Source organism: Streptomyces sp. NPDC012508, assembly GCF_042902595.1.
In the GTDB taxonomy this organism is placed as follows: domain Bacteria; phylum Actinomycetota; class Actinomycetes; order Streptomycetales; family Streptomycetaceae; genus Streptomyces.
The window spans coordinates 321,118-346,988 of the sequence record NZ_JBIBEO010000001.1 but is presented as its reverse complement, the minus strand read 5'-3'; the positions used below and the strand labels follow the sequence as shown (position 1 = coordinate 346,988).

26 protein-coding genes are annotated in these 25,871 nt (G+C 72.4%); 14 read left to right on the top strand and 12 right to left on the bottom strand.

The window, feature by feature from the left end; all coding sequences use genetic code 11:
- Window positions 1–59: 59 nt before the first annotated feature.
- Window positions 60–254 (top strand): hypothetical protein, encoded by a 195-nt coding sequence (locus ACFY8U_RS01330; protein WP_352190023.1) that lies wholly within the window; start codon window positions 60–62, stop codon window positions 252–254.
- Window positions 255–384: 130 nt separating this feature from the next.
- Window positions 385–1,974, top strand: coding sequence for a hypothetical protein (locus ACFY8U_RS01325; RefSeq protein WP_389564085.1), 1,590 nt, complete (start codon window positions 385–387; stop codon window positions 1,972–1,974).
- Between the two features lie 46 nt (window positions 1,975–2,020).
- Here ACFY8U_RS01325 and ACFY8U_RS01320 read toward each other — a convergent pair whose 3' ends face one another.
- From ACFY8U_RS01320 to ACFY8U_RS01310, 3 genes are all read right to left on the bottom strand, one after another.
- Window positions 2,021–2,821 (bottom strand): VOC family protein, encoded by an 801-nt coding sequence (locus ACFY8U_RS01320; protein WP_389564082.1) that lies wholly within the window; start codon window positions 2,819–2,821, stop codon window positions 2,021–2,023.
- A 105-nt stretch (window positions 2,822–2,926) separates the two neighbouring features.
- Window positions 2,927–4,144 (bottom strand): phosphodiester glycosidase family protein, encoded by a 1,218-nt coding sequence (locus ACFY8U_RS01315; protein WP_389564080.1) that lies wholly within the window; start codon window positions 4,142–4,144, stop codon window positions 2,927–2,929.
- A 56-nt stretch (window positions 4,145–4,200) separates the two neighbouring features.
- Window positions 4,201–4,578: a DUF779 domain-containing protein gene (locus ACFY8U_RS01310; protein WP_389564077.1), complete on the bottom strand. Its 378-nt coding sequence runs from the start codon at window positions 4,576–4,578 to the stop codon at window positions 4,201–4,203.
- 128 nt (window positions 4,579–4,706) lie between these two features.
- On the opposite strand from ACFY8U_RS01310, the gene ACFY8U_RS01305 reads away from it, so the two are divergent.
- Together ACFY8U_RS01305 and ACFY8U_RS01300 are read left to right on the top strand one after the other, a co-directional pair.
- Window positions 4,707–5,786, top strand: a complete 1,080-nt coding sequence (locus tag ACFY8U_RS01305) for a dihydrodipicolinate reductase (RefSeq protein WP_389564075.1) — start codon at window positions 4,707–4,709, stop codon at window positions 5,784–5,786.
- On the top strand, window positions 5,783–6,262 hold the full coding sequence (locus tag ACFY8U_RS01300; protein WP_361431723.1) for a carboxymuconolactone decarboxylase family protein: 480 nt from the start codon (window positions 5,783–5,785) through the stop codon (window positions 6,260–6,262). The genes ACFY8U_RS01305 and ACFY8U_RS01300 overlap by 4 nt, the downstream gene beginning before the upstream one ends.
- A 12-nt stretch (window positions 6,263–6,274) precedes the next feature.
- Here ACFY8U_RS01300 and ACFY8U_RS01295 read toward each other — a convergent pair whose 3' ends face one another.
- Window positions 6,275–7,852 carry a GMC oxidoreductase gene (locus ACFY8U_RS01295; protein ID WP_389564072.1) on the bottom strand — a complete coding sequence of 526 codons (1,578 nt, stop codon included), beginning with the start codon at window positions 7,850–7,852 and terminating at the stop codon, window positions 6,275–6,277.
- A gap of 160 nt (window positions 7,853–8,012) precedes the next feature.
- Here ACFY8U_RS01295 and ACFY8U_RS01290 point away from each other — a divergent pair, with 160 nt between their 5' ends.
- Window positions 8,013–8,612 (top strand): hypothetical protein, encoded by a 600-nt coding sequence (locus ACFY8U_RS01290; RefSeq protein WP_389564069.1) that lies wholly within the window; start codon window positions 8,013–8,015, stop codon window positions 8,610–8,612.
- 39 nt (window positions 8,613–8,651) lie between these two features.
- Here the strand turns inward: ACFY8U_RS01290 and ACFY8U_RS01285 are convergent, their stop codons facing one another.
- Entirely contained in the window at window positions 8,652–9,380 is a 729-nt protein-coding gene (locus ACFY8U_RS01285; protein WP_389564066.1) for a VOC family protein, read from the bottom strand.
- A gap of 179 nt (window positions 9,381–9,559) precedes the next feature.
- Here ACFY8U_RS01285 and ACFY8U_RS01280 point away from each other — a divergent pair, with 179 nt between their 5' ends.
- Complete coding sequence (locus ACFY8U_RS01280; protein WP_389564064.1) at window positions 9,560–10,774, top strand: aromatic acid exporter family protein; 1,215 nt, start codon at window positions 9,560–9,562, stop codon at window positions 10,772–10,774.
- A 30-nt stretch (window positions 10,775–10,804) separates the two neighbouring features.
- On the opposite strand, the gene ACFY8U_RS01275 is transcribed toward ACFY8U_RS01280, so the two are convergent.
- A complete protein-coding gene (locus tag ACFY8U_RS01275; protein WP_352188955.1) occupies window positions 10,805–10,996 on the bottom strand; it encodes a hypothetical protein in 192 nt (63 codons plus the stop codon).
- 182 nt (window positions 10,997–11,178) lie between these two features.
- Here ACFY8U_RS01275 and ACFY8U_RS01270 point away from each other — a divergent pair, with 182 nt between their 5' ends.
- Together ACFY8U_RS01270 and ACFY8U_RS01265 are read left to right on the top strand one after the other, a co-directional pair.
- Window positions 11,179–11,457, top strand: coding sequence for a hypothetical protein (locus tag ACFY8U_RS01270; protein WP_389564061.1), 279 nt, complete (start codon window positions 11,179–11,181; stop codon window positions 11,455–11,457).
- 756 nt (window positions 11,458–12,213) lie between these two features.
- Window positions 12,214–14,016, top strand: a complete 1,803-nt coding sequence (locus ACFY8U_RS01265) for a S8 family serine peptidase (protein ID WP_389564058.1) — start codon at window positions 12,214–12,216, stop codon at window positions 14,014–14,016.
- Here ACFY8U_RS01265 and ACFY8U_RS01260 read toward each other — a convergent pair.
- Both ACFY8U_RS01260 and ACFY8U_RS01255 read right to left on the bottom strand, forming a co-directional pair.
- A complete protein-coding gene (locus ACFY8U_RS01260; protein WP_361431738.1) occupies window positions 14,013–14,234 on the bottom strand; it encodes a hypothetical protein in 222 nt (73 codons plus the stop codon). The genes ACFY8U_RS01265 and ACFY8U_RS01260 overlap by 4 nt on opposite strands.
- A 37-nt stretch (window positions 14,235–14,271) precedes the next feature.
- A complete protein-coding gene (locus ACFY8U_RS01255; protein ID WP_389564055.1) occupies window positions 14,272–14,817 on the bottom strand; it encodes an EF-hand domain-containing protein in 546 nt (181 codons plus the stop codon).
- Window positions 14,818–14,920: 103 nt separating this feature from the next.
- Here ACFY8U_RS01255 and ACFY8U_RS01250 point away from each other — a divergent pair, with 103 nt between their 5' ends.
- Both ACFY8U_RS01250 and ACFY8U_RS01245 read left to right on the top strand, forming a co-directional pair.
- The gene (locus ACFY8U_RS01250; RefSeq protein ID WP_389564052.1) at window positions 14,921–15,982 is read left to right on the top strand and encodes a M28 family peptidase; all 1,062 of its coding nucleotides are present in this window, start codon (window positions 14,921–14,923) and stop codon (window positions 15,980–15,982) included.
- An 85-nt stretch (window positions 15,983–16,067) separates the two neighbouring features.
- Window positions 16,068–16,364 carry an antibiotic biosynthesis monooxygenase gene (locus ACFY8U_RS01245; protein ID WP_361431745.1) on the top strand — a complete coding sequence of 99 codons (297 nt, stop codon included), beginning with the start codon at window positions 16,068–16,070 and terminating at the stop codon, window positions 16,362–16,364.
- A 12-nt stretch (window positions 16,365–16,376) separates the two neighbouring features.
- Here ACFY8U_RS01245 and ACFY8U_RS01240 read toward each other — a convergent pair whose 3' ends face one another.
- The gene (locus ACFY8U_RS01240; RefSeq protein WP_389564049.1) at window positions 16,377–16,838 is read right to left on the bottom strand and encodes an RrF2 family transcriptional regulator; all 462 of its coding nucleotides are present in this window, start codon (window positions 16,836–16,838) and stop codon (window positions 16,377–16,379) included.
- A gap of 134 nt (window positions 16,839–16,972) precedes the next feature.
- On the opposite strand from ACFY8U_RS01240, the gene ACFY8U_RS01235 reads away from it, so the two are divergent.
- Complete coding sequence (locus tag ACFY8U_RS01235) at window positions 16,973–19,720, top strand: FAD/NAD(P)-binding protein (protein WP_389564046.1); 2,748 nt, start codon at window positions 16,973–16,975, stop codon at window positions 19,718–19,720.
- Between the two features lie 7 nt (window positions 19,721–19,727).
- Here ACFY8U_RS01235 and ACFY8U_RS01230 read toward each other — a convergent pair whose 3' ends face one another.
- Window positions 19,728–20,957 carry a Tm-1-like ATP-binding domain-containing protein gene (locus ACFY8U_RS01230; RefSeq protein WP_389564043.1) on the bottom strand — a complete coding sequence of 410 codons (1,230 nt, stop codon included), beginning with the start codon at window positions 20,955–20,957 and terminating at the stop codon, window positions 19,728–19,730.
- Window positions 20,958–21,061: 104 nt separating this feature from the next.
- On the opposite strand from ACFY8U_RS01230, the gene ACFY8U_RS01225 reads away from it, so the two are divergent.
- The 3 genes from ACFY8U_RS01225 to ACFY8U_RS01215 all read left to right on the top strand — a co-directional run bounded on the left by ACFY8U_RS01225 (window position 21,062) and on the right by ACFY8U_RS01215 (window position 23,002).
- Window positions 21,062–21,640, top strand: a complete 579-nt coding sequence (locus tag ACFY8U_RS01225) for a Type-2Aa cytolytic delta-endotoxin (protein ID WP_361605414.1) — start codon at window positions 21,062–21,064, stop codon at window positions 21,638–21,640.
- A gap of 76 nt (window positions 21,641–21,716) precedes the next feature.
- On the top strand, window positions 21,717–22,337 hold the full coding sequence (locus tag ACFY8U_RS01220; protein WP_389564041.1) for an L-threonylcarbamoyladenylate synthase: 621 nt from the start codon (window positions 21,717–21,719) through the stop codon (window positions 22,335–22,337).
- A gap of 17 nt (window positions 22,338–22,354) precedes the next feature.
- Complete coding sequence (locus ACFY8U_RS01215; RefSeq protein ID WP_389564038.1) at window positions 22,355–23,002, top strand: DUF4232 domain-containing protein; 648 nt, start codon at window positions 22,355–22,357, stop codon at window positions 23,000–23,002.
- Between the two features lie 17 nt (window positions 23,003–23,019).
- Here ACFY8U_RS01215 and ACFY8U_RS01210 read toward each other — a convergent pair whose 3' ends face one another.
- A complete protein-coding gene (locus tag ACFY8U_RS01210) occupies window positions 23,020–24,678 on the bottom strand; it encodes an FAD-dependent oxidoreductase (protein WP_389564035.1) in 1,659 nt (552 codons plus the stop codon).
- 38 nt (window positions 24,679–24,716) lie between these two features.
- Window positions 24,717–25,631 (bottom strand): diiron oxygenase, encoded by a 915-nt coding sequence (locus tag ACFY8U_RS01205; RefSeq protein ID WP_389564034.1) that lies wholly within the window; start codon window positions 25,629–25,631, stop codon window positions 24,717–24,719.
- Window positions 25,632–25,871 lie beyond the last annotated feature (240 nt).

Genomic DNA, 25,871 nt, shown 5'->3' with positions numbered 1-25,871 from the left:
TGCGCCACACTGGCGGCCGAACGCCGCGATTCCGGCGCGGCGCAAGGAGGGTGTGGGCGATGGCCGTGTCCGTTTCTGTCGTACTGCTGCTGCTCGTCCTGGCGGTGATCTTCCTCCGCAACGGCGGCCTCAAGTTCTCCCACGCGCTGGTCTGCGCCCTGCTCGGCTTCTTCCTCGCAGGCACGAGCATGGCGCCGACCATCCAGAACGGCGTCGCCGCCACCGCCAACGTCGTCAGCAGCCTCAAGCCCTGAACCGCCGCAGCCGTAACGTTTCGCGGCCGTGAAGTGGCCATGAAACCAACGGCAGTTCCATGTACATCTCATGCACTCGGGCCTAACGTCGGCCGCCGGCGCGACCGACGTACGCACCCGAGGAGCCGCATTGACCACCCCCCACAGACGAGCCCGTGTGCTCGCCCTGATCGCCGCGGTGAGCGCGATCGCGCTCGCGTTCGCCACCCCCGTCGCTCTCGCCGACGAGATACCCCTGGCCCCCGGCCACCGGCTCGTCGCCGCCTACGACGGCGCCCCCGCGACCGCCCGGCCGGTGCCGGGCGACGCGCCCGCCCAGCATCCTCACCTCGCGCCCAACGGGCGCAGCGGTATGCACGCCGACGGCGCCGGTAGCGGCACGCACCCCTTCTCCGGTCCGCTCGGGCGCGACCCGAAGGTCTCCAGCGAGAAGATCGCCGCCGTCGGCGGAGAGTGCGCCACGGTCACCTTCGACGCGGGCGGCCGCCTGCTCACGGTCTGCGGGACGTTCTCGGGCTTCCTGCTCAAGCTGCTCGATCCCCGCAGCCTGGACACGCTCGCCGAGTACAAGCTGCCGCAGCGCTCCTCGACCGTCGAGGCGATCACCCGCCTCGACTTCGAGAAGATCTTCAAGGACACCTCCGGCGGTGCCTACTTCTACCTCGACGACCGGGACCGGGTCGTCCTCGCCGACTCCCGCCAGCACGTCCTGCGTATCGCGCACCGTCAGAAGCCCGACGGAACATGGGAGTTCGTGGTCGAGGACGACTGGGACCTGACCTCCCTCGTCCCGCACGACTGCGTCAGCTGGACCAACCTCTTCCCGAGCGGCGTCTGCGACCCCGTCACCTCCGTCATGCCCGACTGGGAGGGCCGCATCTGGTGGGTGACCCGGCTCGGCCGGGTCGGCACCGTCGACCCCGCCACCGGTACGCTCCGCTCGATCCGGCTGACGGGCGAGGAGATCCAGAATTCCTTCTCCGTCGCCGAGGACGGTGTCTCCATCGTCTCCGACCACGCCCTCTACAGCTTCCGCGCCGCTACCGACGGCACCCCGCGGATCCAGTGGCGCCAGACGTACGACCGGGGGACCGGCACCAAGCCCGGTTCGGTGAACCAGGGTTCGGGCACCACGCCCGACCTCTTCGGCGGTGAGGGCTCCGAGAAGTACGTCGCGATCACCGACAACGCCGACGACCGGATGAACGTCCTCGTCTACCGGCGCGGCGTCGATGTCCCCGCCGCGCAGCGCCTGGTCTGCAAGGTCCCGGTCTTCGGCTCCGGAGCCTCGACCACCGACAACTCCCTGATCAGCTGGGGCGACAGTCTCGTCGTCGAGAACAACTACGGCTACGAGAACCCGACCACGCTGACGTTCGGCCGCAGCGTGGTCGGCGGCGCCGCGCGGATCGACGTCCGCCCCGACGGCAGCGGCTGCGACACCGTGTGGGAGAGCGACGTGCGCTCGCCCTCCACCGTCCCCAAGATCTCCACCGCCAACGGCCTGCTCTACTTCTACGAGAAGCAGCCGAACCCCCTCGGCGTCGACGCCTGGTACCTGACGGCGGTCGACTTCCGCACCGGGAAGCGCGTCTGGAAGAGGCTCACGGGCACCGGCGTGGCCTACGACAACAACTGGGCCCCGATCACGATCGGACCCGACGGGACGGCGTACGTCGGCGTCTTCAACGGGATCGTCGCGGTGCGCGACGGCGGCTGAGACACGACGGTGCCCGGGACCGCGACGGCCCCGGGCACCGTTGTGTTCAGACCATGTCGGGCACGTCACCCACGGTGGTCTTGGTGTCGATGACGGCGAACGCCGCGCCCTGCGGGTCGACGATCGCTGCGAAGCGGCCGAAGGGGCTGTCCATCGGCCCGAAAACCTTCTGGCCGCCGAGGCTCACGGCCTTGTCGACCGCCGTGTCGCAGTTGTCGACGCCGAAGTAGACCTGGATGTACGACGGGACCTCGGCAGGGAAGTCCTCCGGCGTCATCGTCATCCGTCCCAGGACCGGCATCTCGCCGTCCAGGTCGAAGACCTTGTAGTCCATGGTCTCGTCGACCATCTTCTTGGCGTTGTAGCCGAACACCGACGTGAGGAAGTCGTCCGACTTCGCGGGTTCCCGCGTGAAGACCTCGGCCCAGGCGTAGGAGCCGTTCTCGCCCTCGAGCTCGAACCCCTTGTGTGTGCCGGGCTGCCAGATGCCGAAGACGACGCCTGCCGGGTCCTGCGCCAGGCACATCGAACCGAAGTCGCTGACGGCCATCGGCTCCATGAGGACCGTGCCGCCGCTGTTCTTGATCTTCTCGGCCGTGGCGGCGGCATCGGGTGAGGCGAAGTACAGACACCAGGCCGACTGCTCGGAGCCGTCCTGGCCCGGCATCGGCGGGACGACGGCCGCGACCGCCTTGCCGTCACGGAACGCCTGGGTGTAGTTGCCGTACTCCGAGGACGATTCGCCGAAGGTCCAGCCCAGCACCTCGCCGTAGAACGTCTTGGCGCCTTCGACGTCGGTGAACATCGCGTCGGCCCAGCAGGGTGTGCCTTCAGGTCGTGCGGCCATGACAGTGACTCTCTTCCGATCGATGAGGCTCGCCGGTGGTTGCCGACTTCCACGCTAGTCAGGGCGGGCCCGCCCCGCTCGGTGACGGACCGTGTCCGTGCCGGGTCAGCGGCGGGAGAAGATCCCCACGGCGTTCGGCACCGGCCGCTCCGCACCCCCGGCGGGATGGTTGCGTACGGTGACGGCCGGGGCGCCGGGGTCCCGGGTCACCAGCGTGGACGAGCCTCCGCCGTCGAGGCTGAAACCGTCCTCCGCGCCCACCTGGTCGAGGACCGACGCCACCTCGGCGATCGTCAGCCCCGTGCGGAACTCGGGGGAGCCGTCCAGCGCCAAGAACAGCAGCCGCCGTCCGCCGTCCGCCACGCCCGCCGCGGAGCGGACGGCCGAGGTGCGCGGGTCGAGGCCGGGCAGCGGCGCGCCCGCCCGAAGCACCGGATAACCGCCCACCGCGAAGACGTAGGGGACGCGGGAGCCCTCCGCGACCAGCCGGTGCCGTACCCGCACCCGGTCGCCCAGGGCCAGCTCCCGCAGCCGTCGCGCGCCCGCCTCCCGGCCCACGAGGACCTGGCTGCCCTCGGCGATCGGGCCACGCCCCGGCGTGTCGGCCACCGCGACGACCCGCCCGTCGCGCACCGTCACCTCGTACGTCTCCGAGGAACACGGCGCCGCGCGCTCGGTGTCCGTACCGCAGGTGGCGCGGACCCGCGAGGGCTCGCCCCAGCGGGCGGTGAACGCCCCGACCGAGCCGACCGGCAGCGCGTACTGGTCGAGGCCGCCGAGCGGCAGCCGGCCGCCGGGCGTGGACACCGTGCCGTCCAGGGTGAGGCGGCCGAGCCGGGCCCTGCGGTCGACGCCCACACCGAGGACCTCGCGCGTGTCGGTGCCCGGCGGCAACGCGGGGCCGAAGCGCTGGCCGGTCGGCACGGCAGCCTTCAGCTCCCGGCCGGAGGCGATCGCCGGGCCGACCGGGGCGCCGGTCGCCTCGACGCCCGGGTGCTGGCTCTCGGTGATGTGGAAGAAGTCCCCGTTGACCCCGGCGACCGCGCCGGGCGCGTCGGCGAGCGCCGACAGCGGGGCGCGCGCCGCGACCGCCCCGGGCGTGAGGAGATCGACGCCGACCCTCGGGTCGCGCAGATCCACGGAGACCAGATGGACCCGGGCCGGGCCCTTGAGGCCCGCCACGTCGAAGGCGCGGTACGTGATGCCCGGCGCCACCGTCGTCCATGTGGCGTCGGCCGTACCCGGTGTGGCTCCGGCCAGCAGGGCACACCAGGCCAGCACGACGACCGCCGGCGTGCGCGTGCGCGTACCCGGAATCCGCACGATCCCCCCTGGTGTCCTGGCCCGTGTCAACCGAGTGTCAGAGATGTGACCAGGCGTCAGTTGCGGGGGTCCGGAACGGAGTCGACGAGCCGGGAACGGATGAGGAAACGGACGCCCTCCGGCGCCTCGAGGGAGAACCCGCTGCCCCGCCCCGGTACGACGTCGACGATCAGCCGGGTGTGACTCCACAGCTCGAACTGAGCCTTCGACATCCAGAACGGCACCGGCTCCGCGACGCCGGCGACCTCCAGGGAGGCGAGCAGCACGTCCGCGCCGCCGGTGCGGAACTCCCCGTCGGGGTAGCACATGGGCGCGCTGCCGTCGCAGCAGCCGCCCGACTGGTGGAACATCAGCGGCCCGTGCGTCTCCCGCAGCCGTCGCAGCAGGTCGGCCGCTTCGGGCGTCAACTCCACGCGTGCTCCGGGTCGTTCCATCTCCCGCCCCCTCCTCGTGCGTCCGCCGGGGCTCCAGCGAACACCGACGGACGTTGCGAGAGGGTTGCGGCCGCCGAAATCGTCCGCACCCCTAGGAACTGACGGTGCGTCAGGTTACTCTTCCCCGCATGATTCCGACCGTTGTCTGGGGAACCGGGAATGTCGGCCGCGCGGCCGTACGGGCCGTCGACGCCCACCCGGCGCTCGCCCTCACCGCCGTCCTCGTCCACGACCCCGGCAAGGTCGGCCGTGACGCGGGCGCGCTCGCCGGACTCGACCGCTCCCTCGGGGTGGCGGCGACCGACGACATGGACGCCGTGCTCGCCGCCCGCCCCCGCGCGGTGGTGTACGCCGCCTCCGGGGACATCCGGCCCGACGAGGCGCTCGCCGACGTGGTCAGGGCCGTCCGCGGCGGCGCGGTCGTCGTGACCCCGGCGCTCTACCCGCTCTACGACCACCGCGGCGCGCCACCGGAGTTCCGGGACCCGGTCCTCGCCGCCGTCGCCGAGGGCGGCGGCTCCCTCTTCGTCTCCGGCGTCGACCCCGGCTGGGGCAACGACGTCCTGCCCCTGCTGATCAGCGGCCTCGGCTCCACCGTGGACGTCGTCCGCTGTCAGGAGATCTTCGACTACTCCACGTACGAGCAGGAGGACTCGGTCCGCCACCTCATCGGCATGGGGTACCCGATGGAGTACGAACCCCTGATGCTCGCCCCCTCCATCCCGACCATGGTGTGGGGCGGTCAGATCCGGCTCATGGCGCGGGCCCTCGGCGTCGAACTCGACGAGATACGCGAGACCATGGCGCGCCGCCCCCTCGATGCCACCGTGACCACCCGCACGATGGGCGTCTTCGAGGCCGGCACCCAGGGCGCCGTACGTTTCGAGGTCCAGGGGATCGTGGGCGGAGAACCCCGCATCGTCATCGAACACGTCACCCGGATCCACCCCTCCTGCGCCCCCGACTGGCCCACCCCGCCCGACGGCGCGGGCGCCCACCGGGTGGTCATCGAGGGCCGCCCGCGCATCGAGGTCACGGTCGAGGCCACCGACGAGGGCGAGAACCGCTCCGCGGGCGGCAACGCCACGGCCGTCGGCCGGCTCGTGAACGCCGTCGACTGGCTCGTGGACGCGAAACCCGGACTCTACGACGCGCTCGACGTCCCGCTGCGCCCCGCGGTGGGCCGACTGGGAAGGAAACGGCCATGAGGATCGACGTCCCCGAGGGCAGGCACCCGATCGAGTACGTATGGGGCGAGATCGTCCCCGAGATCGGGACCGCCGCAGCGAACTTCTCCCTCTCCGTCTACGCCCATACGACCCTGGGGCTGCGCGAGTTCGAGGCCGCGCGGCTGCGCATCGCACAGGTCAACGGCTGTCTGTTCTGTCTGGACTGGCGGACCGACCGCGACGGCGAGAAGGTCGAGGAGACGTTCGCGGACGCGGTGGCCCAGTGGCGTACCACCGATGCCTTCGACGACCGGACGCGGCTGGCCGCGGAGTACGCCGAGCGGTACGCCCTGGATCATCACGGTCTCGACGAGGACTTCTGGACTCGTATGACCGCTCACTACAGCCAGCCCGAGATCGTGGAGCTGACGATGAGCATCGGTTCCTGGCTCTCGTTCGGGCGGCTCAACCGGGTGCTGGGCCTCGATGCGGTGTGTGTGCTGCCCACCCAGTGACACGGAGGTGGTTCAGAGGTCGGTGGCGATGATCTTCTCGATGTTGCGTTCGGCGAGCGCGGTGATGGTGACGAACGGGTTGACGCTGGCGTTGCCCGGGATCAGCGCGCCGTCGATCACATAGAGGCCCGGATGGCCGTGGAGGCGGCCGTAGTTGTCGGTGGCCCGGCCGAGCACGGCGCCGCCGAGGGGGTGGTACGTGAGGTGGTCGCCCCAGATCTTGTAGGCGCCGAACAGGTCCGTGCGATAGATCGTCCCCTCCTTCGCGTTGATCTTGTCGAAGATCGTCTTGGCGGCGTTGATGGACGGCTGCTTCCACGCGGTCTGCCAGTTGAGCTCGACCCGGCCCGCCGTGGGGTTCCACGTGAACTCGGCGCGGTGCGGGTTCTTGGTGATCGACAGATAGAACGAGGCGTACGTCTCGATGCCGGTGGGCAGCGGTGCCACCTCGGCGAACGCCCCGCCCGCGTCCCAGTTGTCGATGCCGGCCGTCGGCATGGACGACTGGAGCTTCCCCGTCGGGTCCCACATGTGGTTGGCGCGCCCGCACATGACGTTGCCGTTGTCGCCCCAGCCCTTGCCGATCTCGCCGTTGAGACCGGGCAGCGCCCCGGTGGCTCTCAACTTGGTCAGCAGCTTGCTGGTACCGACGCTGCCGGCCGCGAAGAACACCCGGTCCGCCAGGATCGTCTCGGTGGACGTGGTGTTCCCGCCGGTGTCCAGCCGGTCGACGACGACCGTGTAGCCGCCGCCCGCGGCCGGGGACACGGACGTCACCTTGTGCAGCGGTGAGACGGTGACCCGCCCGGTCGCCCGGGCCTGCGCGAGATAGGTCTTCTGCAGCGTCTTCTTGCCGTGGTTGTTGCCGTAGAGCACCTCCCCGGCCAGCGCCGACTTGGGCACGGCGCCTGAGGCCTCCTGCTTCATGTACTCCCAGTCGTACACATTGGGCACGAAGACGAAGGGGAAGCCGGAGCGCTGGGCGTGCTTACGGCCCACCCGGGCGTACTGGTAGCACGCCGCGCTCTCCCACCAGGCCGGGTCGACATGGTTCACGCCGAGCCCGGCGTTGGCGCGCGGATAGTAGACGTCGTACATCTCGGCGACGTCGACGGACGGAAGGATCGCCCCGAAGTTCTCCCGGCGCGGGGTGACCGCCATACCGCCGTTGACCAGGGAGCCGCCTCCGACGCCCCGGCCCTGGTAGACGGTGATGCCGCCGAACTCCTCGGCGTCCAGGATGCCCGTGTGGCGGGGGACGTCCTTGTCGAGCGGGAAGCCGAGGAACTGGCTGAGGGGCTGCTTGGTGCGGGTGCGCAGCCAGAAGGACCGGTGGTCGGGGGTGGTCGTGTTGGCGAAGATCTTGCCGTCGGGGCCCGGGGTGTCCCAGGCCATGCCCATCTCGACCATGCGTACGTCGACGCCCGCCTGGGCGAGCCTGAGCGCGGCGACGGAGCCGCCGTAGCCGGTGCCGATCACCAGGGCGGGGATTCGGGACTGAGTGGCCGAGGCGTAGGCGTGGGCGGGGAGTGCCAGAGTGCCGAGAATAGAACCTGTTCCCGTGATGAATCCACGGCGTGTAACAGCCATGAGGAGCCCTCACTGTCGATGGAATGGGAACGAGTTCTACTGCCGCCCGCATGACAAGTCACGGCATACCGATAGGTAACTTTTGGCTGGATCGCTCAAGAATGTTCAGGACAAAGCCGACATTCCGATGAGTGAGAGATCCACCGAGCCCGGAGTGCGCATGTCCCTGCCGACCCTTGCCCCCGACGTCCTCGACCGCGCGGCCGTCACACTCCACGACAGCGCCGTCTGGCAGGAGATCGTCCGCCGGTGGGACGTTCCGTACGAGGAGCCGGCCGCGGCTCAGGACGACTGGCGCCGGCTGCTCTCCGTGCCCGTCGACCAGCTCGTGACCACCGCCCTCGCCGGCCTCACCCCGCCCCTGCCCGCCGAACGGCGCCTTCCCGGCCGGATCGGAGCCGTCCTGCCCGACCGGCTGCACACCTGGCGGCGCATCGGGCAGAGCGACGTACGCCCGTCCGTCCACCTCGCCCACGCCCGCCACGTCCTCGTCGAGTGGGGCTGGCAGAACAAGCCGTACCGCCTCCGCGACGCGCGGGGCGCCCGCTGCCTCTGCGGCGCGCTGCTCACGGCGCACCGCCTCGGCCACGGCAGCGCCGACACCATGAACCGCTCCGCCGCCTGGATCGTCACCGAGCTGCGCGCACAGGGCTGGACCGGGCTCATCGGCCCCTGGAACCGCGCCCCGGGACGTACCGCCGACCAGGCCCTGGCTCTTCTCGACGCCACGATCCGGCGCGCCGCCCACGCGGGGGAGTGACCGCACCCCCCGTCCGGCGGCACCGCACTCCGTGCCGCGTCACTCCACGCTGTCCGCCACCGTGAACAGCCCGCCGTCGGGATCGCTCAGGGTGACACGGCGGCCGTTGCCCGAGGCACTCACCGGCGAGGTGGTCGTCCCACCGAGCCGGAGGGCTGCCTCGACCGCCTCGTCGACATCGGGGACACGGAAGTGCACATGCCAGCGCGGCCGTACCTGCGGGTCGGGGGCCGCCTCCACCGCACCGCCGAAGAGCCGGGCGACCGTGACACCCGCATGGCTCAGCACGACGTGGTCGTCCTCGTAACTCACCTGGCAGCAGCCCGGCCGCTCACCGGCCCAGTCCAGCACCTCGGCGTAGAAGATCGCCGCGTCGAAGGCGTTCCGGGTCCGCAGCTCCAGCCAGGCCGGGGCCCCGCCCTTGCCGACACTCCAGTCGGGGATCACCTCGCCCTCCCAGATGCCGAAGACGGCCCCCTCACGGTCCGAGGCGAGCGCCGCGCGCCCCGTCCCGAACCGCAGCGGCCCCACGGCCACCGTGGCGCTGCGCTCCCGGATGCGTGCCGCGGTCACATCGGCGTCGTCGACGGCGAAGTACGGGGTCCAGGCGACGGCCACCGCGAGACGCGGCGCCAGCGCGCCGATCCCGGCGACCGGAGCCCCGTCGCGCAGGGCGACCGAGAACTCCTCACCCAATCGGGTGGACCGGAACTCCCAACCGAACACACCCCCGTAGAACGTCTCGGCAGCGCGGAGATCCCGGGTCATGAGACTGACCCAGCAGGGGGCGCCGGACACCGCATGGCTCGAGGTCGACACAACCTTCATCCATCCGTCGTGGACGCGTGATCGGTTCCCATCCCACCGTACCCTCGGCGAGATCGCCATTCCGGCGGGCCGTACCGGTACGGAGTGCGAAGAGTCCTCCGGTACGAAAACCTGAAAGCGTGAGGGACGTGCGCGCTGCGCTACGAAGAGTGCTGGCCGACCTGTCCGCGCGGCGCCGGGACCCGGCGGTCGTGCAGACCGTCAGGTCCACGGCCGCGGCCACGATCTCCTATGTCGTCGCCCTCCAGCTGAGCAGCGAACCCGCACCCCTCACCGCTCCGCTCACCGCGCTGCTCGTCGTCCAGGTCACCCTCTACTCCACGCTCACCACCGGCATCAGACGGGTCAACTCGGTGGTCGTCGGCGTCGTCATCGCCATCGCGTTCAGCGCCCTCGTCGGCCTCACCTGGTGGAGCCTCGGGCTGATCATCCTGGCCTCGCTGGTGGTGGGCCGCTTCGTGCGCGTCGACGAGTTCGTGCCCGAGGTCGCGATCAGCGCCATGCTCGTCCTCGGCGTCACCCAGGTCACCGACACCGCCTGGGACAGGGTCCTGGAGACCCTCATCGGCGCGATCGTCGGCCTGACGTTCAACACGGTCCTCGCCCCGCCGGTCTGGGTCGGCTCGGCGGGCGATTCCATCGAAGACCTGGCGCGCCGCATGCGCCGGCTGATGCTGGGCATGGGCGAGGAACTCACCACCCCCACACCCGTCGCACGCGCCGCCGCGCGCCTGCACGAAGCCCGCCGGCTCGACAACGACGTGGCCGACGTCGACGCGGCGCTGCGCCAGGCCGAGGACAGCCTCCGGCTCAACCCCCGGGTCAAGGAACAGGAAGGTGTCCTGCACCGCATCGTGCTGCGCACCGGGCTCGACACCCTGGAGATCTGCGCCGTCGTCCTCCGGGTCCTGGCCCGCACGCTCACCGACCTCGCCAAGGAGCGCAAGGACACGGGCCTCTTCCCCGAGGACCTCGCGCTCGCGCTCGAAGACCTCCTGGCACGCATCGCCGACACGCTCGTGAGCTTCGCCGTCCTCGTCTCCACCCATGTCAGCGCGGACGCCGACGCCGCCGAGGAACGGCTCGCCGGCGAACTCCGCGCCGCCCGCGCGGTCCGCGACCACGCGGCGGACCTGCTGCTCCGGGCCGTCCAGAGCGACCCGAGCCAGTGGCAGCTGTACGGAGCGCTGCTCACCGAGGTCGACCGGATCCTCGACGAACTCGACCTCGACCACCGAGGGCGCCGCCTCATGGAAGAACTCGACCGCCACTCGCGGGAACGCGCCGAGCGACGGCCGAGACTGTCGGCGCTCCGCGACCGACTGGGGGTCTGAGGGACATCGGGGAATTCGGAAATCCGGCTGTCAACGCCGGTCGTTCATCAGCTCCTGGAACGAACTCATACAAGGGGTGCAGTGACGGTCGGTCCTCTCGCGCTCCTCCAACGGCTCCTCGTGGAGCGACTGCCCGCACAGGGCGGTCGCGGTGCCGATGGCGGCCACGTGCCAGACGAAGATCCCGTCACGGGGCGCTATGCCGACGTGCATTTCGTACATGGTCGTCTCCATGCTCGGCGGACGCTTGCCTCTCCAGTGCACCCGACGGAGGGCCGGTTGCACGCCCGGAGGGCGGCTGTTCGGGTGACGCGCCCCGCGTCGCCGCCGACCAGGCTGCCCCGGTGGCGGATGGCTACGCTGGAGCAGGGGGCGAGGACGGCGAACCGGTCGGAGGCGACCCCATGAGACGACGCCACCACTTTCATATCGACCACGCGGGGCACTCCGTCAGCGTCACGGTCCAGACCGGCCACAAGGCCGTCGTCGAGGTCCTCGTCGACGGCAAGGAGACCGGGTACGCCACGACCGGCTCCGACCGGCCGGTGACCGTGCACATCGAGCTGCCGACCGACCCGCCGACCCGTGCGTCCGTCCGCGCGGCGGCCGGCCCCGGCATCCCCCGCTGCGTCCTCGAGGTGCCGGGCACCGAGCCGCAGGTCATGTCCCCACGGCTGTACTGACCGGCCACGTCGGGCCGTGTGGACCGTCCGCGCGGCACGTCGCGCCGCGTGGACGTCCGCCCCGATGCCGAACCGCCCCGTCCACAAGCCGTCCGGCCCACGCTCTCGTACGTCAGCGGCACGCCCGGCGGGGCGAGGGCGTCCCAGCAGGGCTGGGCGCCGCGGGGTGCGGGGCGCGTCTGCGCAGCCGACGGCGAGCAGCGCGGCCTCCTCGTTCCCGGCGGTGACGGACGCCTCGCCGTCCCCGTCCCCCCGCCGCGCTCGCCTTCGCCCTCGTCGTCGGGGGTCGGCTCGTCCTCCGGCAGCGCGCCACGCTCGGAGCCTCCGCCGCGGGCAGCTCCGTGACGTGCGCGGCCGCGTCCCCGGAGGCGGGCATCCGGGCGAAGACGCGCAGTCGTCGCACGTGACGACGAGCGCCTCCTCCGCCCGCGGGAGATCCGCGGCCTCGTCGACGGCGAACCCGGCGGCCACCACGCACCACAGATCCCCGTCGTCCCCGACCGGCGGCACCCCCACGTCGCCACCCTGACGAACCGCCCATCGAGGCGGAAAACCTCCCCGACCGACACCCCGTCAGGTCAACACTGTGTAACGCCAACACGCTTGTTCGGTTGAAGACTTCCTTCCGCATGCGCTCCTCTGGGATCTTGCCTCCCACCCCCTACAACACAGGGCCCGGCAGGCGCCACCAGCGTCACCGGGCCATCGGAGGACGCATTGTTTTCCCAGATACCCAGCCGGCTGAGACTCTCCGCCGTGGCCGCCGCCGCTCTCGGCTCGGCCGTCGCGCTCACCGTGCCCGTCGGAGCCGCCCAGGCCGCGCCGACGACCATCCCGGAGCCCTCGGCCGCCTCCGCGGCTCAGGCCGGCTCCACGGCGTCGGCCGCATCGACCTCCGCCGCCCGCAGTGCGCGGGCAGCCGTCCCGGCGGCCTGGGCGGCCGGCACCCGTGCCTACCTCGTGATCACCGCTCCCGGTGACACCACCGCGGTCCGTACGGCGGTCGCGAACAACGGCGGCACGGTCTTCGCCTCGTACGACGCCATCGGCGTCGTGGTGGCCCACTCGGCGTCGGCGAGCTTCGCCCCGACGATGCGCGGGGTCGCCGGCGTCCAGCAGGTCGGCGCCACCCGTACCTCCGACGTCCCCGCCGACGCCTACAACCCGGCGCTGCCGAGCAACCCGTCCCAGTCCGCGGCGCCGGCCACCGAGCCGGTCCGGTCGGACATGACGCAGATCAAGGCCGACCAGGCCTGGGCGGTCAGCACCGGCTCTCCGTCGGTCAAGGTCGGCATCCTGGACACCGGCGTGGACGACCAGCACCAGGACCTGGCGCCGAACTTCAACGCCGCCGACTCGGTCTCCTGCGCGTACGGCAAGGCGGACACCCGGGCCGGGGCGTGGCGTGACGTCGACACCCACGGCACGCACGTCGCCGGTACGGTCGCGGCCGCCAAGAACGGCAAGGGCGCCATCGGCGTCGCGCCGGGCGTGAAGATATCCTCGGTCCGCATCGCGGAGCCGGGCAGCACGCTGTTCTTCGCCGAGAACACCATCTGCGGGCTCGTCTGGGCCGGTGACCACGGCTTCAAGGTCACCAACAACAGCTACTACACGGACCCGTGGCAGTTCAACTGCCCGAACAACGTGGACCAGGCGGCCATCCTGGAGGGTGTGGGCCGCGCCCAGAAGTACGCGGAAGGCAAGGGTTCGCTGCAGGTCGCGGCGGCCGGAAACGCCAACTACGACCTGGCGAACAAGACCACCGACACCTCCTCGCCCAACGACTCCACCCCGGTGACCCGGACCATCACCAACGACTGCCTGGACATCCCGGCCGAGCTGCCGGGCGTCGTCACGGTCGCGGCGAACGGCACCAACGGCTCGTCCAAGGCGTCCTTCTCCAACTTCGGACGGAACGTCATCGAGGTGTCGGCGCCCGGTGAGTCGGTCTACAGCACCGTCCCCGGCGGCAAGTACTCCTCGCTCAGCGGCACCTCGATGGCCGCCCCGCACGTCGCGGGCGTGGCCGCGCTGCTCGCGAGCGCGAACCCGGGCGACACCCCGGCGGACATCCGTACGAAGCTGGGCGTGCAGGCCACCGACCTGGCCTGCCCCTCGGACAGCCGGTGCACCGGCACCACGGCCAACAACAGCTTCTTCGGCGAGGGCCGAGTCGACGCGCTGAAGGCGGTCGGCGGCACCACCCCGCCCCCCGGAAAGTACTTCGAGAACCTCACCGACGTCGCGATCGCCGACAACACCACCGTCGAGAGCCCCCTCACCGTCAGCGGTGTGACCGGCAACGCCCCGGCCACCCTCAAGGTGGGCGTGGACATCAAGCACACGTACATCGGTGACCTGAAGGTCGACCTGGTCGCCCCCGACGGCACGGTCTACACGGTGCACAACCGGACCGGCAGCGGCACGGACAACATCCTCCAGACCTTCACCGTCAACGCCTCGGCCGAGGTCGCGAACGGCGTCTGGAAGCTCCGTGTGAACGACAACGCCAACCAGGACACCGGAAAGATCGACGCCTGGAACCTGACCTTCTAGGCCTTACCCGGGCGCCCCTCGCCGGTCCGGCGGGGGCGCCCGGACTCCGTACCGGAGTACAGGTGGTCGACCTCGGGCCGCAGATCGAGTATGTCGAGGAACTCCGCCAGCTCGGCCGGGTCGGTCGTCCGGCTCGCGACGGCGCGCCGAGCGGCACGACGGCGCTCTCCGGACCCCCGGGGGCCCGGCGAACCGTCGCTCTCCTCAGTGACGTCCATGACGAGATCCGACCACACCCCGGCCCGCCGCGCACGGTCAGTACACGCCGAGGAAGATGCCTCCGGGCGTGTTCAGGTTGTCGTTGTGCAGGTGGAACGCGCGCAGCGACCGGGCGATCTCCCGCTGCGAGATGAACGCGTCACGGTCCAGGTCGAGACGTTCGAAGACCACCGGGTCCTGCTCCCCGGTGACACCCCAGACGGCGAGATACGCGGCGAACTCCTCCCCGCTGACCCGCTTGGCGCCCTTGGTGTCCATGATGCGGAAGATGGCCGCCGCGAGGTTCTCGAGGAGTTCGGGGCGGTCGCTGTCGTAGCCCACCGCGCGGTGCGCCGCGACGAAGCCGTCCTGGTCCAGCCGTTCCCGCCCCGGTGCCGACTGGGTGAGCAGCCCGAGCCACTGCGCCCAGTACGCCCGCTCCAGGGCCTGGATCCTGGGATCGTCCGCCGCGAGCCCGTAGGCCGTCGCGTACGCCGCCACGATCCGCTCATGGTCGGACCAGGTGACGAATCCGTCGCCGTCGGAGTCCAGTACCTCGAAGAGGCGCCGGAGCCTACGAGTGATCGGATCGAGCGTCGCCATTACGGGGATCCTTCCGTCGGAGGGGGTCGTATGGAGAGGGACGGCGGAACTCCCAGTGTGGTTGCTCGGGCGCGCCCGAGCCGTGTACGCCACCATCGACGCCATGGAGGCAGGTCCTGACGTGACCGCCCTCGTCCGGGAGCTCACCGGTCGAGCCGATCCCGCGCGCCTACGGGACGACGTGGCGTTTCTCGCCGACCGCCCGCGCGGCCGGACCCACGCCCCCGAGGCCATGCTCCGCGCCGAGGCCCATGTGGCGCGCCGGCTGGCGGAGGCGGGCTGGCGGACCGAGCGGCAGCCGTTCGACGTCCGGTGGCGCCCGGGCTGCACCGACCGTCCCGGCGGCGCCCGTCTGTCGCCCTTCCGCTTCCGCGTGCACCGACGCCTGACCGGAGCCAACCTGCTGGCCGAGCTCGGGGACGTGGGGGACGGTCCCGTGGTGCTCGTCGGGGCCCACCTGGACACCGTCGCGGGCAGCCCCGGCGCCGACGACAACGCCTCCGGCGTCGCCGCCCTTCTGGAGGTCGCCCGGCTGCTCGGCGGGCTGCCACGGCCGCCCGCGGTGCGCCTCGCCTGCTTCGACATGGAGGAGCTGGGGTTCGTCGGCGCCCGGGTCGCCGCCCGCGCGGCGGGCCCCGGCCGGCGTGTCGCCGGAATGCTCTGCCTGGAGTCCGTCGGCTGCTTCGACACCGCGCCCGGAACGCAGGCGATCCCGCCCGGGTTCGGCGCGGTCTTCCCGGGCGCGGCCGGTACCGTGCATGCCACCGGGCGGCGGGGCGACTTCATGCTCGTCGTCCACCGCCGTTCCTCGGACACGGCCGCCGACCTGTGGCGCCGGGCGGCCGGGGCCGCGGAGCCGCCTCTGCCCGTCGTCACCCTCCGCGACCCGCGCCCCGACGGCCCCCTCGGCGCCCTCGCCGGACTCGCCGTACCCCCGATGAACCACCTCGGCCGCAGCGACCACGCGGCCTTCTGGAACGCGGGGGTCCCTGCCGTGCTGCTCACGGGCACGGCGAACTTCCGGAACCCGCGCTACCACCGCCCCACCGACACCCCGGACACCGTCGACCACGAGCGCCTGACGGCCGTCGCCGTCGCCACCGCGGCCACCGCCGCGCTCTGGCGCCCACCCGGCCCGTCGCGCCCGCGCCGTCACCGCCGGTAGCCGTCTCGGAGGCGGAATCGGGTCGTCGGACCTACGGTGGTCGAAGAGCGCGATCACGACCGATCCCGTTACCGAGGAGGCTGCGATGGAGCAGCGCTTTGTCTGGGTGACCACGCGCCGCATCGCCCCGGGCGCCCTGGAGGAGTTCGAGCGGGCCTGGCGCCCCGGATTCTCACCCGACGGTCTGCACAAGGCGTACGCCTACTGGACCGAGGACGGCCAGGAGATCACCGGCGTCTCGCTCTGGGACTCGAAGGAGGCGTGCGACGCCTGGCGGTCCTCCGACGCGGAGCGGTCCCGCCGCGAGACGATGGCCCCGTACGTCGTCGAGGAGAGCGAAGCCTTCTACCGGGGCGGCGAACTCGGCCTTCCCGGACGGTGACCGCACACGCCGCTACGGATACGTCCGTACGTCGTCCGTGTACTCGCGCGCCCGCTCCCGTACGAGCTCCGGCAGCGCACCCGACGCCAGGTCCGCGAGGGTCGTGCCCTCGAGGACCTGGCGCAGACTCGCCCGCACCGCGCGCCACACGTCAGGCATGGGCGCCGCCGCCCCCTGGTACTCCAGACCGGTCAGCTTCAGGTCACGCACGCTCACCAGCGGACCGTCCATCGCCCGGAGCACGTCGGCGAGGGTGATCTCCGCGGCCGGCCTGGCGAGGGTGTAGCCGCCGTCCGGGCCGCGCACGCTCCGGACCAGCCGGGCCTGCCGCAACTCGCTGAGGACGACGAAGAGGAAGCGGACCGGGATGCCCTGCCGGCCGGCGACGTCCTCCGCCTTGAGCGGCCGGTCGGGGGAGCAGGCCAGCTCCGCCATCGCCCTGACCGCGTAGTCCGTTCGTGCTGAGATCCTCACCGCCTCAATGTCTCACGAGTGGCGCGAAAGCGATCCGGACCTCAGGTGAAGGGGTGGTGCGCCCTTGTCTGTTCACATTGTTCATCGACATAGTGAACAACGTCGCCCACCACCCGCCGGCCGGAGGTCCCCTCGTGCCCACGCCCCAGACCGCGTCCACGCCCCGGACCGTCTCCGTCCCTCCGCGACCGACCGTGGCCGTCGTCGGCGCGGGCGCGGCCGGGGCGCTCGTCGCCGTGCAGCTGTGCGAGACGGCCGCCCGCCGGCGCACCCCGCTCGACCTCGTCCTCGTCGACCCGGCCGCCGAGGCGGGACGCGGCACGGCGTACGCCACCGAGGTCCCCGAGCACCGGCTCAACGTGCCGGTCGGCGGGATGAGCTGCTACCCGGACGACCCCGGCCACTTCCGGCGCTGGCTCTGCCGGCACGGCGAATCCACCGTCACCGAGAGGGACTTCGCGTCCCGGCACCGCTTCGGCTCCTACCTCGCCGACACCCTGGGCCGCGCCATCATCACCGCTCACGGCACCGTCGCCGTACGACGGCTGCGCACCCGGGCGACCCGCTGTACGGACACGGCCGACGGACGGTTCGAGCTGCGGCTCGCTGACGGCGGGACGGTCACGGCCGACGCCGTCGTCCTGGCCACCGGGCCCGCGGCGGGCACCGCGCGCTGGGCCCCGGCCGAACTGCGCGGCTCCGAGCGGTTCATCGGCAGCCCCTGGGCGCCCGGCGCGCTCGACCCGGTGGGGCCGGGCGACGACGTCCTGCTCGTCGGCGCGGGACTGACCGCCGTCGACCTGGCGCTCGTTCTCGACCGGCCCGGCCGCACCGTGCACGCCCTCTCGCGCAGCGGCCTGCTGCCCCGGCCGCACGCCGTCGCGCCGCTGCCGGCCGTACCCGCTCCGCCCGGCCTCACGGCCCTCCCGCTCCACCGGCTGCGCACCGCTCTCCGCCGCCACGTCGCCGCCTCCCTGCGCGACCACGGCGACTGGCGTCCCGCCCTCGATGGGCTGCGCCCCGCGATCGCCGCGCTCTGGCAGGGACTCACCGACGAGGAGCGGGCCGAGTTCCTCGAACGCGACGCGACGCGGTGGAACGTCCACCGCCACCGGATGGCCCCCGCCACCGCCGAGACCATCGCCCGGGCGCGCGCCGCCCGCCGCCTGCGCGTCCACTCCGGCCGGATCGCCGCCGCCCGGACACTCGACGACGGCCGGATCGCCGTCGCGCTCACCGACGGCCGGGAACTGACCGCGGGATGGGTCGTCGACTGCACCGGGCCCGGGCTGCGCACCGACCCCGCCGACGACCCGCTCTGGGGCGGGCTGCTCGCCGACGGCCTCGCCGCGCCCGGACCGCTCGGCATCGGCGTCGCCACCGACGCCGGCCGGCTCCGCGACGCCCGGGGCGGCACCGCCAGGCCGCTGTTCACCCTCGGCGCGCCCCGGCGCGGCGAGCTGTGGGAGACGACCGCGATCCCCGAGATCAGGGCGCAGGCCAGGGAGATCGCCGAGGCCGTGCTCGCCCCGCTCACCCGTGCCCCGCAGCCGACCCGCCGCCGGCCCACCGACCAGTTCGGGCTGCCGCTGTCGACCCACGCCGCGGCGGCCGCGGCCTTCCGCAGCGGTCTCGGCCGGGTCGTCACCGTACGGGCGAAGGCCGCCGAGGCGTTCGCCCGGGCCACCGCCCTCGACCCCGGCTTCGCCCTCGGGCACGCCGCGCTCGCCCTGCTCGGCCACGAGTGCGGCGCGGACCTCGACGTACAGCGCGAACTCGCCGACGCCCAGCGCAGCGTGGCCGAGCGCGGCGACGAGCGGGAACGCTCCTTCGTCGACGTCGTCACCCGCCGGATCCGGGCGCACGACGGCGGCGCGGCGGCGGACGGCGGCGGGGGAGCGGACGGCGACCGCGCGCTCGTCGCCCACCTCGACCGCTACCCCGGCGACGCCTTCGCGCTGAGCATCGCCGTGCCCACCATCGCCTTCTCCGGCGTCGGCGACATCGACGGCACACTGGCCCGCCGTATCGTCGAGCACACCGCGCCTGCCTACGACGGGCACTGGTTCCCCACCTCCTTGCTCGCCTTCGTCCGCCAGGAGCAGGGCCGCATCGACGAGGCGGGCGCTCTCGCCACGTCGGCCCTCGCCGTCGAACCCGCCTCCGGCCACGCCGTGCACGCCCTCGCCCACGTCCACTACGAATCCGGCGACCACCGCGCGGGACGCGACTGGCTCGACGGCTGGATCGGCGGCCACGGCCGCGGCGCCGTGCACCGGGCCCACTTCTCCTGGCACGTCGCGCTCCACGAACTCGCCCTGGACGACTCCGAGGCCGTACGCCGCCGCTGGTTCGCCCAGCTCGCCCCGCGCCAGGTGAACGGCGTGCGGGCGCTGGTCGACTCCGGCTCGCTCCTGTGGCGGGCGAGGATGACCCGGAACTGGACCGGAGCCGTACCCGTCGACGGGGTGCTCGACGCCGTCGAGCGCGACCTCCTCGAACGCCCCGCGACCGCGTTCACCGCCCTCCACGGCGCGGTCGCCCTCACCGCGGCCGGTGATCTGCCCGCGCTCCGCCGGCTGCGCACCCACGCCACCGGAGCCGACCCCGTGCAGCGCGAGGTCATCGCCCCGCTCTGCCGTGCCCTCGAAGCCGTTCTGGAGGAACAGTGGACGACCGCGGTGGAGGGGCTGCGCGGGCTGCAGCCCGCCCTCCGCCGCGTGGGCGGCAGCGCCGCCCAGCGCGAGGTCGTCGAGGAGACCCTGCTCTACGCACTCCTGGAGGCGGGCCAGAGCGACGCGGCCCGCCACCTCCTGGAGGAGCGGCTCGACCGCCGCGCCTCCCCGCTCGACCGGCGACGCCTGGCCGACCTGCCCGGCTGAGCGGGGATCACCCCCCCTCGATCAGCCGGTGCAGCAGCTCCGCGGCGGCGCGGCCGAACGACGGGTCGTTGAGGTGCGTGTCGGCCTCCACCACGTCGACCGCGCTGCCGCGCAGCCCGTCCCGTACGGCGGTGAACAGCACCTCGTCCACCACCGGATCGTGGTACGGCCCTCCCGGCTCCCCGAGCGTGGACAGCCCGCGCAGTGGCAGCAGGACGGTCGTGGGGCCGGTCGCGGACCGCAGCTTCGCCGCGACGCGCGCGCCGAGCTCGGCGCACTCCTCGGCCGTCGTCCGGACCACCGAGATCGACGGGTTGTGCACCCGCACATCACGGTCGAGCACGCGCTCGGGGACCGTGTCGAGAGGGCCGAACTTCACCAGGTCGAGCGCCCCCGGGCTCACCACCTGCGGCACGCCTGCGCGCCCGGCGGCGAGCAGCCGGTCGGGCCCCGCCGTCAGGATGCCCCCGCAGAGGTCGTCCGCCAGCTCGCAGAGCGTCAGATCCAGGACGCCCGCGAAGAGCCGCTGCTCCGCCAGCGACTCCAGCGTCCGGCCCCCCGCCCCGCTCGCGTGGAAGACCAGCACCTCGTAGCCGAGTTCGGTCAGCCGCGCCCGCGCCGCGTCGACGCCGGGCGTCGTCACCCCCGCCATGCTCGCGGCGACCAGCGGCCTCTCGCCGCCCGGGGCCGGCGCAGGCGCCGCCGTCGCGAAACCCCGCGCCATCCCGGCGACCGCGTCGACGGCGTTCGCCAGTATCGGAGCCGACACCCGGTTGACCCCGGCGATGTCGACCACGCTGTACATCAGCGTGATGTCCGACGAGCCGACGTACGGCGCGACATCGCCCGAGGCCATCGAGGAGACCATCACCTTCGGCACCCCGAGCGGCAGCGCCCGCATCGCCCGCGTCGCTATCGACGTACCACCGCTGCCGCCCAGAGCGAGCACCCCGTGGAGCCTGCCCTCCGCGTGCAGCCGCCGGACGACCTCGGCCGCCCCGCGCGCCATCGCGGTCACGGCCGCGCCCCGGTCGCCCTCGGCCCGCAACCGTTCCAGCCGCACGCCCGCCGCCCGCGCCACCTCGGCGCGGGAGACGTCGGCGGATATCCTCGGGGCCCCGATCACCCCCGTGTCGACCACGATGACCTCGACTCCGCGGCGCTCCAGCCGCTCGCGCAGCCATCCGTACTCCAGACCTTTGGTGTCCAACGTGCCCACCAGCACAACGATCGCCATTCCCGTACTGTCCGTTGAAGTCGACAAGACGACAAGGGTGTGGCGGCCCGACGCCAGACGGCATACTGACCCCTCTTGATCACCCCGACGCATCAGGAGGAATCATGACCGCCAGTTTCAAGACCGTCATCGAGGTGGGCCCGGACCATCTCGACCAGGCCCGGGCCATCGACCGGCTGTTCCAGGAGGCCATCGCGCCGGCCACCGTCAACTTCGACTTCGAGAACATCCATCAGGCCGCGGCCGCCATCCCCGACAGCGCCGTCGTGAAGATGGTGCGCGGCTGGGGGCTCCAGGAGCACGCCCCCGTCATGGTCATGGTGCTCTCCCTCAAGGAGGCCGTGCGCCAGGCGCTGCCCGGCGAGTTCGCCGACGCCTCGTTCTGGGACACCGTCGAGAAGGAGCTCGCCGACGCGTTCACCGGCCTCGCCGCGCAGGAGGGCGGGCCGGGACTCTCGTACTACGACGAGGGCCCGGAGCGGACCAGTTACTACCGGGACCTGTTCTTCGCCCTCCAGGACGAGGAAACCGGGGACCACATGTACGCGATCGCCTTCTGCATCGACGTGACCGTCGGACTGGAGAAGGAGAAGGCCGCCGCCCTCGAGATCATGGACATCGCGCCCTACACGATCCGGCTCAACGCGATCGTCCTGCGCCAGGAGTTGCGCCTCGCGGCCTGACGGTCGCCCGAAGGTGCGGTGACCCGCACCGGCCCGCCGTCCCGGGCCGGACCCGCAGGGAACCTAGACTGCCCGCATGGCGAAGTACTTCGACGTGCACCCCGAGAACCCTCAGCGGCGCACCATCAGCAGTGTGGCCGACAGCATCCGCTCCGGCGCGCTCGTCGCGTACCCGACGGATTCCTGCTACGCGTTGGGATGCCGGATCGGCAGCCGCGACGGCATCGGCCGGATCCGCACGATCCGTGAGCTCGACGACCGCCACCATTTCACCCTGGTGTGCCAGAACTTCGCGCAGCTCGGCCAGTTCGTGCACGTCGACAACGACGTGTTCCGGGCCGTCAAGGCGGCGACGCCCGGCAGTTACACCTTCATCCTGCCGGCGACGAAGGAAGTCCCGCGCCAGCTGCTGCACCCCAAGAAGAAGACCGTCGGCGTCCGGATCCCCGACCACGTCGTGACCCAGGCTCTCCTGGAGGAGCTCGGCGAACCGCTGCTCTCCAGCACCCTGCTCCTGCCCGGCGAGGACGAACCGATGACCCAGGGCTGGGAGATCAAGGAGCGGCTCGACCACGCGGTGGACGCCGTCCTCGACTCCGGTGACTGCGGCACTGAACCGACGACCGTCATCGACTTCTCGAGCGGCGAGCCGGAGGTCGTACGCCGGGGAGCGGGCGACACCTCGCGGTTCGAGTAGCCGCGGGCGATCGCGACATGACAGCCATATCCCCGCGCCAAGGCCTCCTTCTGGCGGCGGCCGCCGTCCTGACCGCCGGCTGCGGTCTCGGGGCCGAGCTCGACCGCGAGGCCGACCCCGGGCGGACCGGGGCCCACGCGTCCGCCGAGCCGTTGCCCGTCCCGGTGCGCGAGCCGTCGAACCCGGGAGCCGAACCGCCCGCTGCCCGGCCGCCCGTTCCCACCGCCACGGAGGACTGCCCGGCGTCGGGTCTCCGGGTGACGGCCGGCATGGTCGACGCCGCGATGGGGCTGCGGGCCATGCCCGTGACGCTCACCAACTGCGGTGCGGGCGAGCAGCGTGTCAACGGGTATCCGGACGTACGGGTACGGGACGTCGAGCGCCGCCCCATGGACGTCACGGTGCTCAAGGGACCGGGCCCCGTCACCCAGCTCGACGACCCCGGGCCGCACCCGGTGGCGCTGAAGCCGGGGGAGTCCGCGCGCAGCGTGTTCGTCTGGCGCTACTCGGCCGTCGACGCGTCGACCCGGCGGGGGAGCGGGGTGTACGTCGACATCGCCCCGGCCGCCGGAGCGGAGCGCCGGACGGTGGAGCCCGACGGCGGCCTCGACATCGGCGAGACGGGCCTGCTGGGCACGACGGCCTGGGACAAGGTCACGGACTAGAGGCGCGGGGGGCCCGGTCAGATCGGACGGCGTAGCCGCCTGCCCCGCGCCGCGGCCACCAGGTCCGCCACCGTGGCGAGTTTGACCCGGGGGCGGCCGGTCTCGCGGCCGCGTGTCCGTTCGGCGCGGTCGATGGCGGCCAGGCCCCGGGCGTCGACGACCTCCGCGCCGCGTCCGCGGGCGAGCCGTCGGAACGCCTGGGGCGTGCGGGACGGAGCCGGCAGCGCGCCCGCGACGGCGTCGGCAAGGAGCGTGCCGACCGTCTCGGCCGCGCAGGTCCGGTTGGCGCCGATCCCGCCCGAGGGACCCCGCTTGATCCAGCCGACGACGTACGTCCCGGGCATCCCGGCCACCCGGCCCCGGTCGTGCGGCACCGTGCCGGTCGCCTCGTCGAACGGCAGCCCGGGCACCGGCACGCCCCGGTAGCCGACCGCCCGCACCACCAGCTCGGCCGGGATCTCCCGCTCGCCCGGACCCTCCGTCACCCGCGCGGCCCGTACGGACCCCTCGCCGGCCAACGCGACCGGTGCGGAGTGGAACCGCAGCACGATGCGCCGCTCACCCGTCGCCGACGGCGGGCGCGTCCAGTCCACGGCCTCCCGTGCCAGGTCCCGCAGCAGCGCGGCCTTCTCGCGGCGCCCGGCGCCGTCGATCGCCGCACCGGTCCGGGGATCGTGGTCGTCGACGACGAGCCGCACCCCGGGCAGGTGGGTGAGGGCGAGGAGCTCGGACGCGGTGTACGCGGCGTCCTCCGGGCCCCGGCGCCCGAGCAGGACCACCTCGCGCACCCGCGACGCCCGCAGGGCGGCGAGTGCGTGGTCGGCGATGTCGGTGCCGGCCAGGGTCTCCGGGTCCATGACGAGGATCCGGGCGACGTCGAGCGCGACATTGCCGTTGCCGACCACCACGACCCGCTCGGCGCCGGTCAGGCCGATGGCGTCCGGGGCGCACTCCGGATGGGCGTTGTACCAGGACACGAAGGCGGTCGCCGAGACGCTCCCCGGCAATTCCTCGCCGGGAACGCCGAGCCGGCGGTCGGTGGAGGCACCCACGGCGTACACGACCGCGTCGTGGTGCGCGGCGAGTTCCTCCGCCGTGACGTCCTTGCCGACCTCGACGCCCAGCCGCATCCGTACCCGGGGGTGGGTGTGGAAGCGGGCGAAGGTGTCGCCGACCTTCTTGGTCGCCGGGTGGTCCGGTGCCACGCCGTACCGGACGAGACCGCCCGCCACGGGCAGCCGGTCGACCAGGGTCACCTCGGCGTTGGTGTGCAGCAGCAGGTCCTCGGCGGCGTACATGCCCGCCGGGCCGGTGCCGACGACCGCGACCCGGATCGGCGCGAAGTCGGACGGCAGGCTGCGCTCGAAGGCCGGCGCGCCCCAGGAGTGGAAGTTCGGCCCCGGGGCCCGGGCCGGAGGCTCCTTGTCGGCGAAGTAGGCGGCGTTGACAGCCGCGTACCCGGCGTCGGCCGCCGAGAGGCTGTCCACCGGGAAGATCGCGTCCACCGGGCACGCGTCGGCGCAGGCGCCGCAGTCGATGCAGGTGGCCGGATCGATGTGGAGCATCTCCGTGCTGCCGAACTCCCGTTCCTCCGGCGTCGGGTGGATGCAGTTGACGGGGCACACGGCGACACAGGTGGCGTCGCTGCAGCACGTCTGGGTGATGGCGTAGGTCATGTCGTCGGCTCAGCTCGGGTCGGCTCGGTCGGCTTCGGTCAGATCAGGTGGGCGCGCCTGTAGAAGGCGAGGGCCGGCCTGGTGAGGAGTCCGGCGGAGGACAGGAACTCCATCAGGCCCGCACAGCTGGACCGCATCAGGGACTTGTGGTGCTCGTTCGCCCTGGCCTCGCGGACGGCGCGCTCGACGTCGAGTCCGGCGCTCTCGTAGACCTTGCGGCCCACCATGCTGGTGACGATGACGTACGACGCGATCGCGATGACCAGCGCGTGGAAGTGACGGCGCGCCCGGCTCGCGCCGCGCAGCCTCCTGCGCGTCTCCTCGCGGGCGAACTTCATGTGCCGCGACTCCTCCACGACATGGATGTTGTTGATCGTGCGGACGAACGGCACGACCCGCTCGTCGCGCATCCAGTCGCGCTGCATCACGTCGAGGACCTCCTCGGCGACCAGGATCGCCGCGTACGCCGCCTCGCCGAACGCGACCGTCTTGAACGCCCGGCCGAGTTCGACGGCGAGCCGGTGCGGCCGGTAGGCCGGGGCGCCGAGCTTCGCGGCGCCGCGCGCGAACATGATCGAGTGCCGGCACTCGTCGGCGATCTCGGTGAGCGCCCACTGGAAGCGGGGCTCGGTCGGGTCCTTGGCGTACATGTCGCGCAGCACCATCTGCTGGAGGATCATCTCGAACCAGATGCCGGTGCTGGCCACCGACGCCGCCTCCTGGCGGGTCAGCTCCTTGCGCTGCGGTTCGGTCAACTCGCCCCAGTACGCGGTGCCGTAGAGCGTGCTCCACTCCGGGCTCGCGCCGTGGAAGTCCTTGTCCAGCGGGGTCTCCCAGTCCACCTCGGTGGCCGGGTCGTACGACAGTTTCGCGGCCGAGTCGAGCAGCCGCCGGGCGACCTCCTGCTCGGCGTGCCGGTCCTCGCTCTCCGGTGGGACGGTGCTGCTCGCCATGTGCGGCTCCTTGGATCGAGACGTCGCACGCTTGTTAGATGCGGCGTCTAGCAAGCTGTTAGACGGAACGTATAACAAGCGGGCCGTGCGGGCCTACCCCCGTGCGGGAAATCCCCTCGATCTCTCCACGCACGCGGCCCGTTCCGCGACAGGACGTCTCCATGAGGCAACCCGCGGCGGCCGGTTGCCGTCCTCCGGTCACGAGAGAGGACGCGCGGCACCCGCCGACCCCGAGGTGCC

What these genes read in the sequence shown, in the direction of transcription:
- ACFY8U_RS01210 (WP_389564035.1), bottom strand. Translation starts at nt 24,678, where the DNA reads ATGACCTACGCCATCACCCAGACGTGCTGCAGCGACGCCACCTGTGTC.
- ACFY8U_RS01255 (WP_389564055.1), bottom strand. Translation starts at nt 14,817, where the DNA reads ATGGCGACGCTCGATCCGATCACTCGTAGGCTCCGGCGCCTCTTCGAG.
- ACFY8U_RS01295 (WP_389564072.1), bottom strand. Translation starts at nt 7,852, where the DNA reads ATGGCTGTTACACGCCGTGGATTCATCACGGGAACAGGTTCTATTCTC.
- ACFY8U_RS01270 (WP_389564061.1), top strand. Translation starts at nt 11,179, where the DNA reads ATGAGACGACGCCACCACTTTCATATCGACCACGCGGGGCACTCCGTC.
- ACFY8U_RS01205 (WP_389564034.1), bottom strand. Translation starts at nt 25,631, where the DNA reads ATGGCGAGCAGCACCGTCCCACCGGAGAGCGAGGACCGGCACGCCGAG.
- ACFY8U_RS01300 (WP_361431723.1), top strand. Translation starts at nt 5,783, where the DNA reads ATGAGGATCGACGTCCCCGAGGGCAGGCACCCGATCGAGTACGTATGG.
- ACFY8U_RS01250 (WP_389564052.1), top strand. Translation starts at nt 14,921, where the DNA reads ATGGAGGCAGGTCCTGACGTGACCGCCCTCGTCCGGGAGCTCACCGGT.
- ACFY8U_RS01285 (WP_389564066.1), bottom strand. Translation starts at nt 9,380, where the DNA reads ATGACCCGGGATCTCCGCGCTGCCGAGACGTTCTACGGGGGTGTGTTC.
- ACFY8U_RS01320 (WP_389564082.1), bottom strand. Translation starts at nt 2,821, where the DNA reads ATGGCCGCACGACCTGAAGGCACACCCTGCTGGGCCGACGCGATGTTC.
- ACFY8U_RS01275 (WP_352188955.1), bottom strand. Translation starts at nt 10,996, where the DNA reads ATGTACGAAATGCACGTCGGCATAGCGCCCCGTGACGGGATCTTCGTC.
- ACFY8U_RS01310 (WP_389564077.1), bottom strand. Translation starts at nt 4,578, where the DNA reads ATGGAACGACCCGGAGCACGCGTGGAGTTGACGCCCGAAGCGGCCGAC.
- ACFY8U_RS01305 (WP_389564075.1), top strand. Translation starts at nt 4,707, where the DNA reads ATGATTCCGACCGTTGTCTGGGGAACCGGGAATGTCGGCCGCGCGGCC.
- ACFY8U_RS01220 (WP_389564041.1), top strand. Translation starts at nt 21,717, where the DNA reads ATGGCGAAGTACTTCGACGTGCACCCCGAGAACCCTCAGCGGCGCACC.
- ACFY8U_RS01245 (WP_361431745.1), top strand. Translation starts at nt 16,068, where the DNA reads ATGGAGCAGCGCTTTGTCTGGGTGACCACGCGCCGCATCGCCCCGGGC.
- ACFY8U_RS01290 (WP_389564069.1), top strand. Translation starts at nt 8,013, where the DNA reads ATGTCCCTGCCGACCCTTGCCCCCGACGTCCTCGACCGCGCGGCCGTC.
- ACFY8U_RS01215 (WP_389564038.1), top strand. Translation starts at nt 22,355, where the DNA reads ATGACAGCCATATCCCCGCGCCAAGGCCTCCTTCTGGCGGCGGCCGCC.
- ACFY8U_RS01260 (WP_361431738.1), bottom strand. Translation starts at nt 14,234, where the DNA reads ATGGACGTCACTGAGGAGAGCGACGGTTCGCCGGGCCCCCGGGGGTCC.
- ACFY8U_RS01230 (WP_389564043.1), bottom strand. Translation starts at nt 20,957, where the DNA reads ATGGCGATCGTTGTGCTGGTGGGCACGTTGGACACCAAAGGTCTGGAG.
- ACFY8U_RS01225 (WP_361605414.1), top strand. Translation starts at nt 21,062, where the DNA reads ATGACCGCCAGTTTCAAGACCGTCATCGAGGTGGGCCCGGACCATCTC.
- ACFY8U_RS01330 (WP_352190023.1), top strand. Translation starts at nt 60, where the DNA reads ATGGCCGTGTCCGTTTCTGTCGTACTGCTGCTGCTCGTCCTGGCGGTG.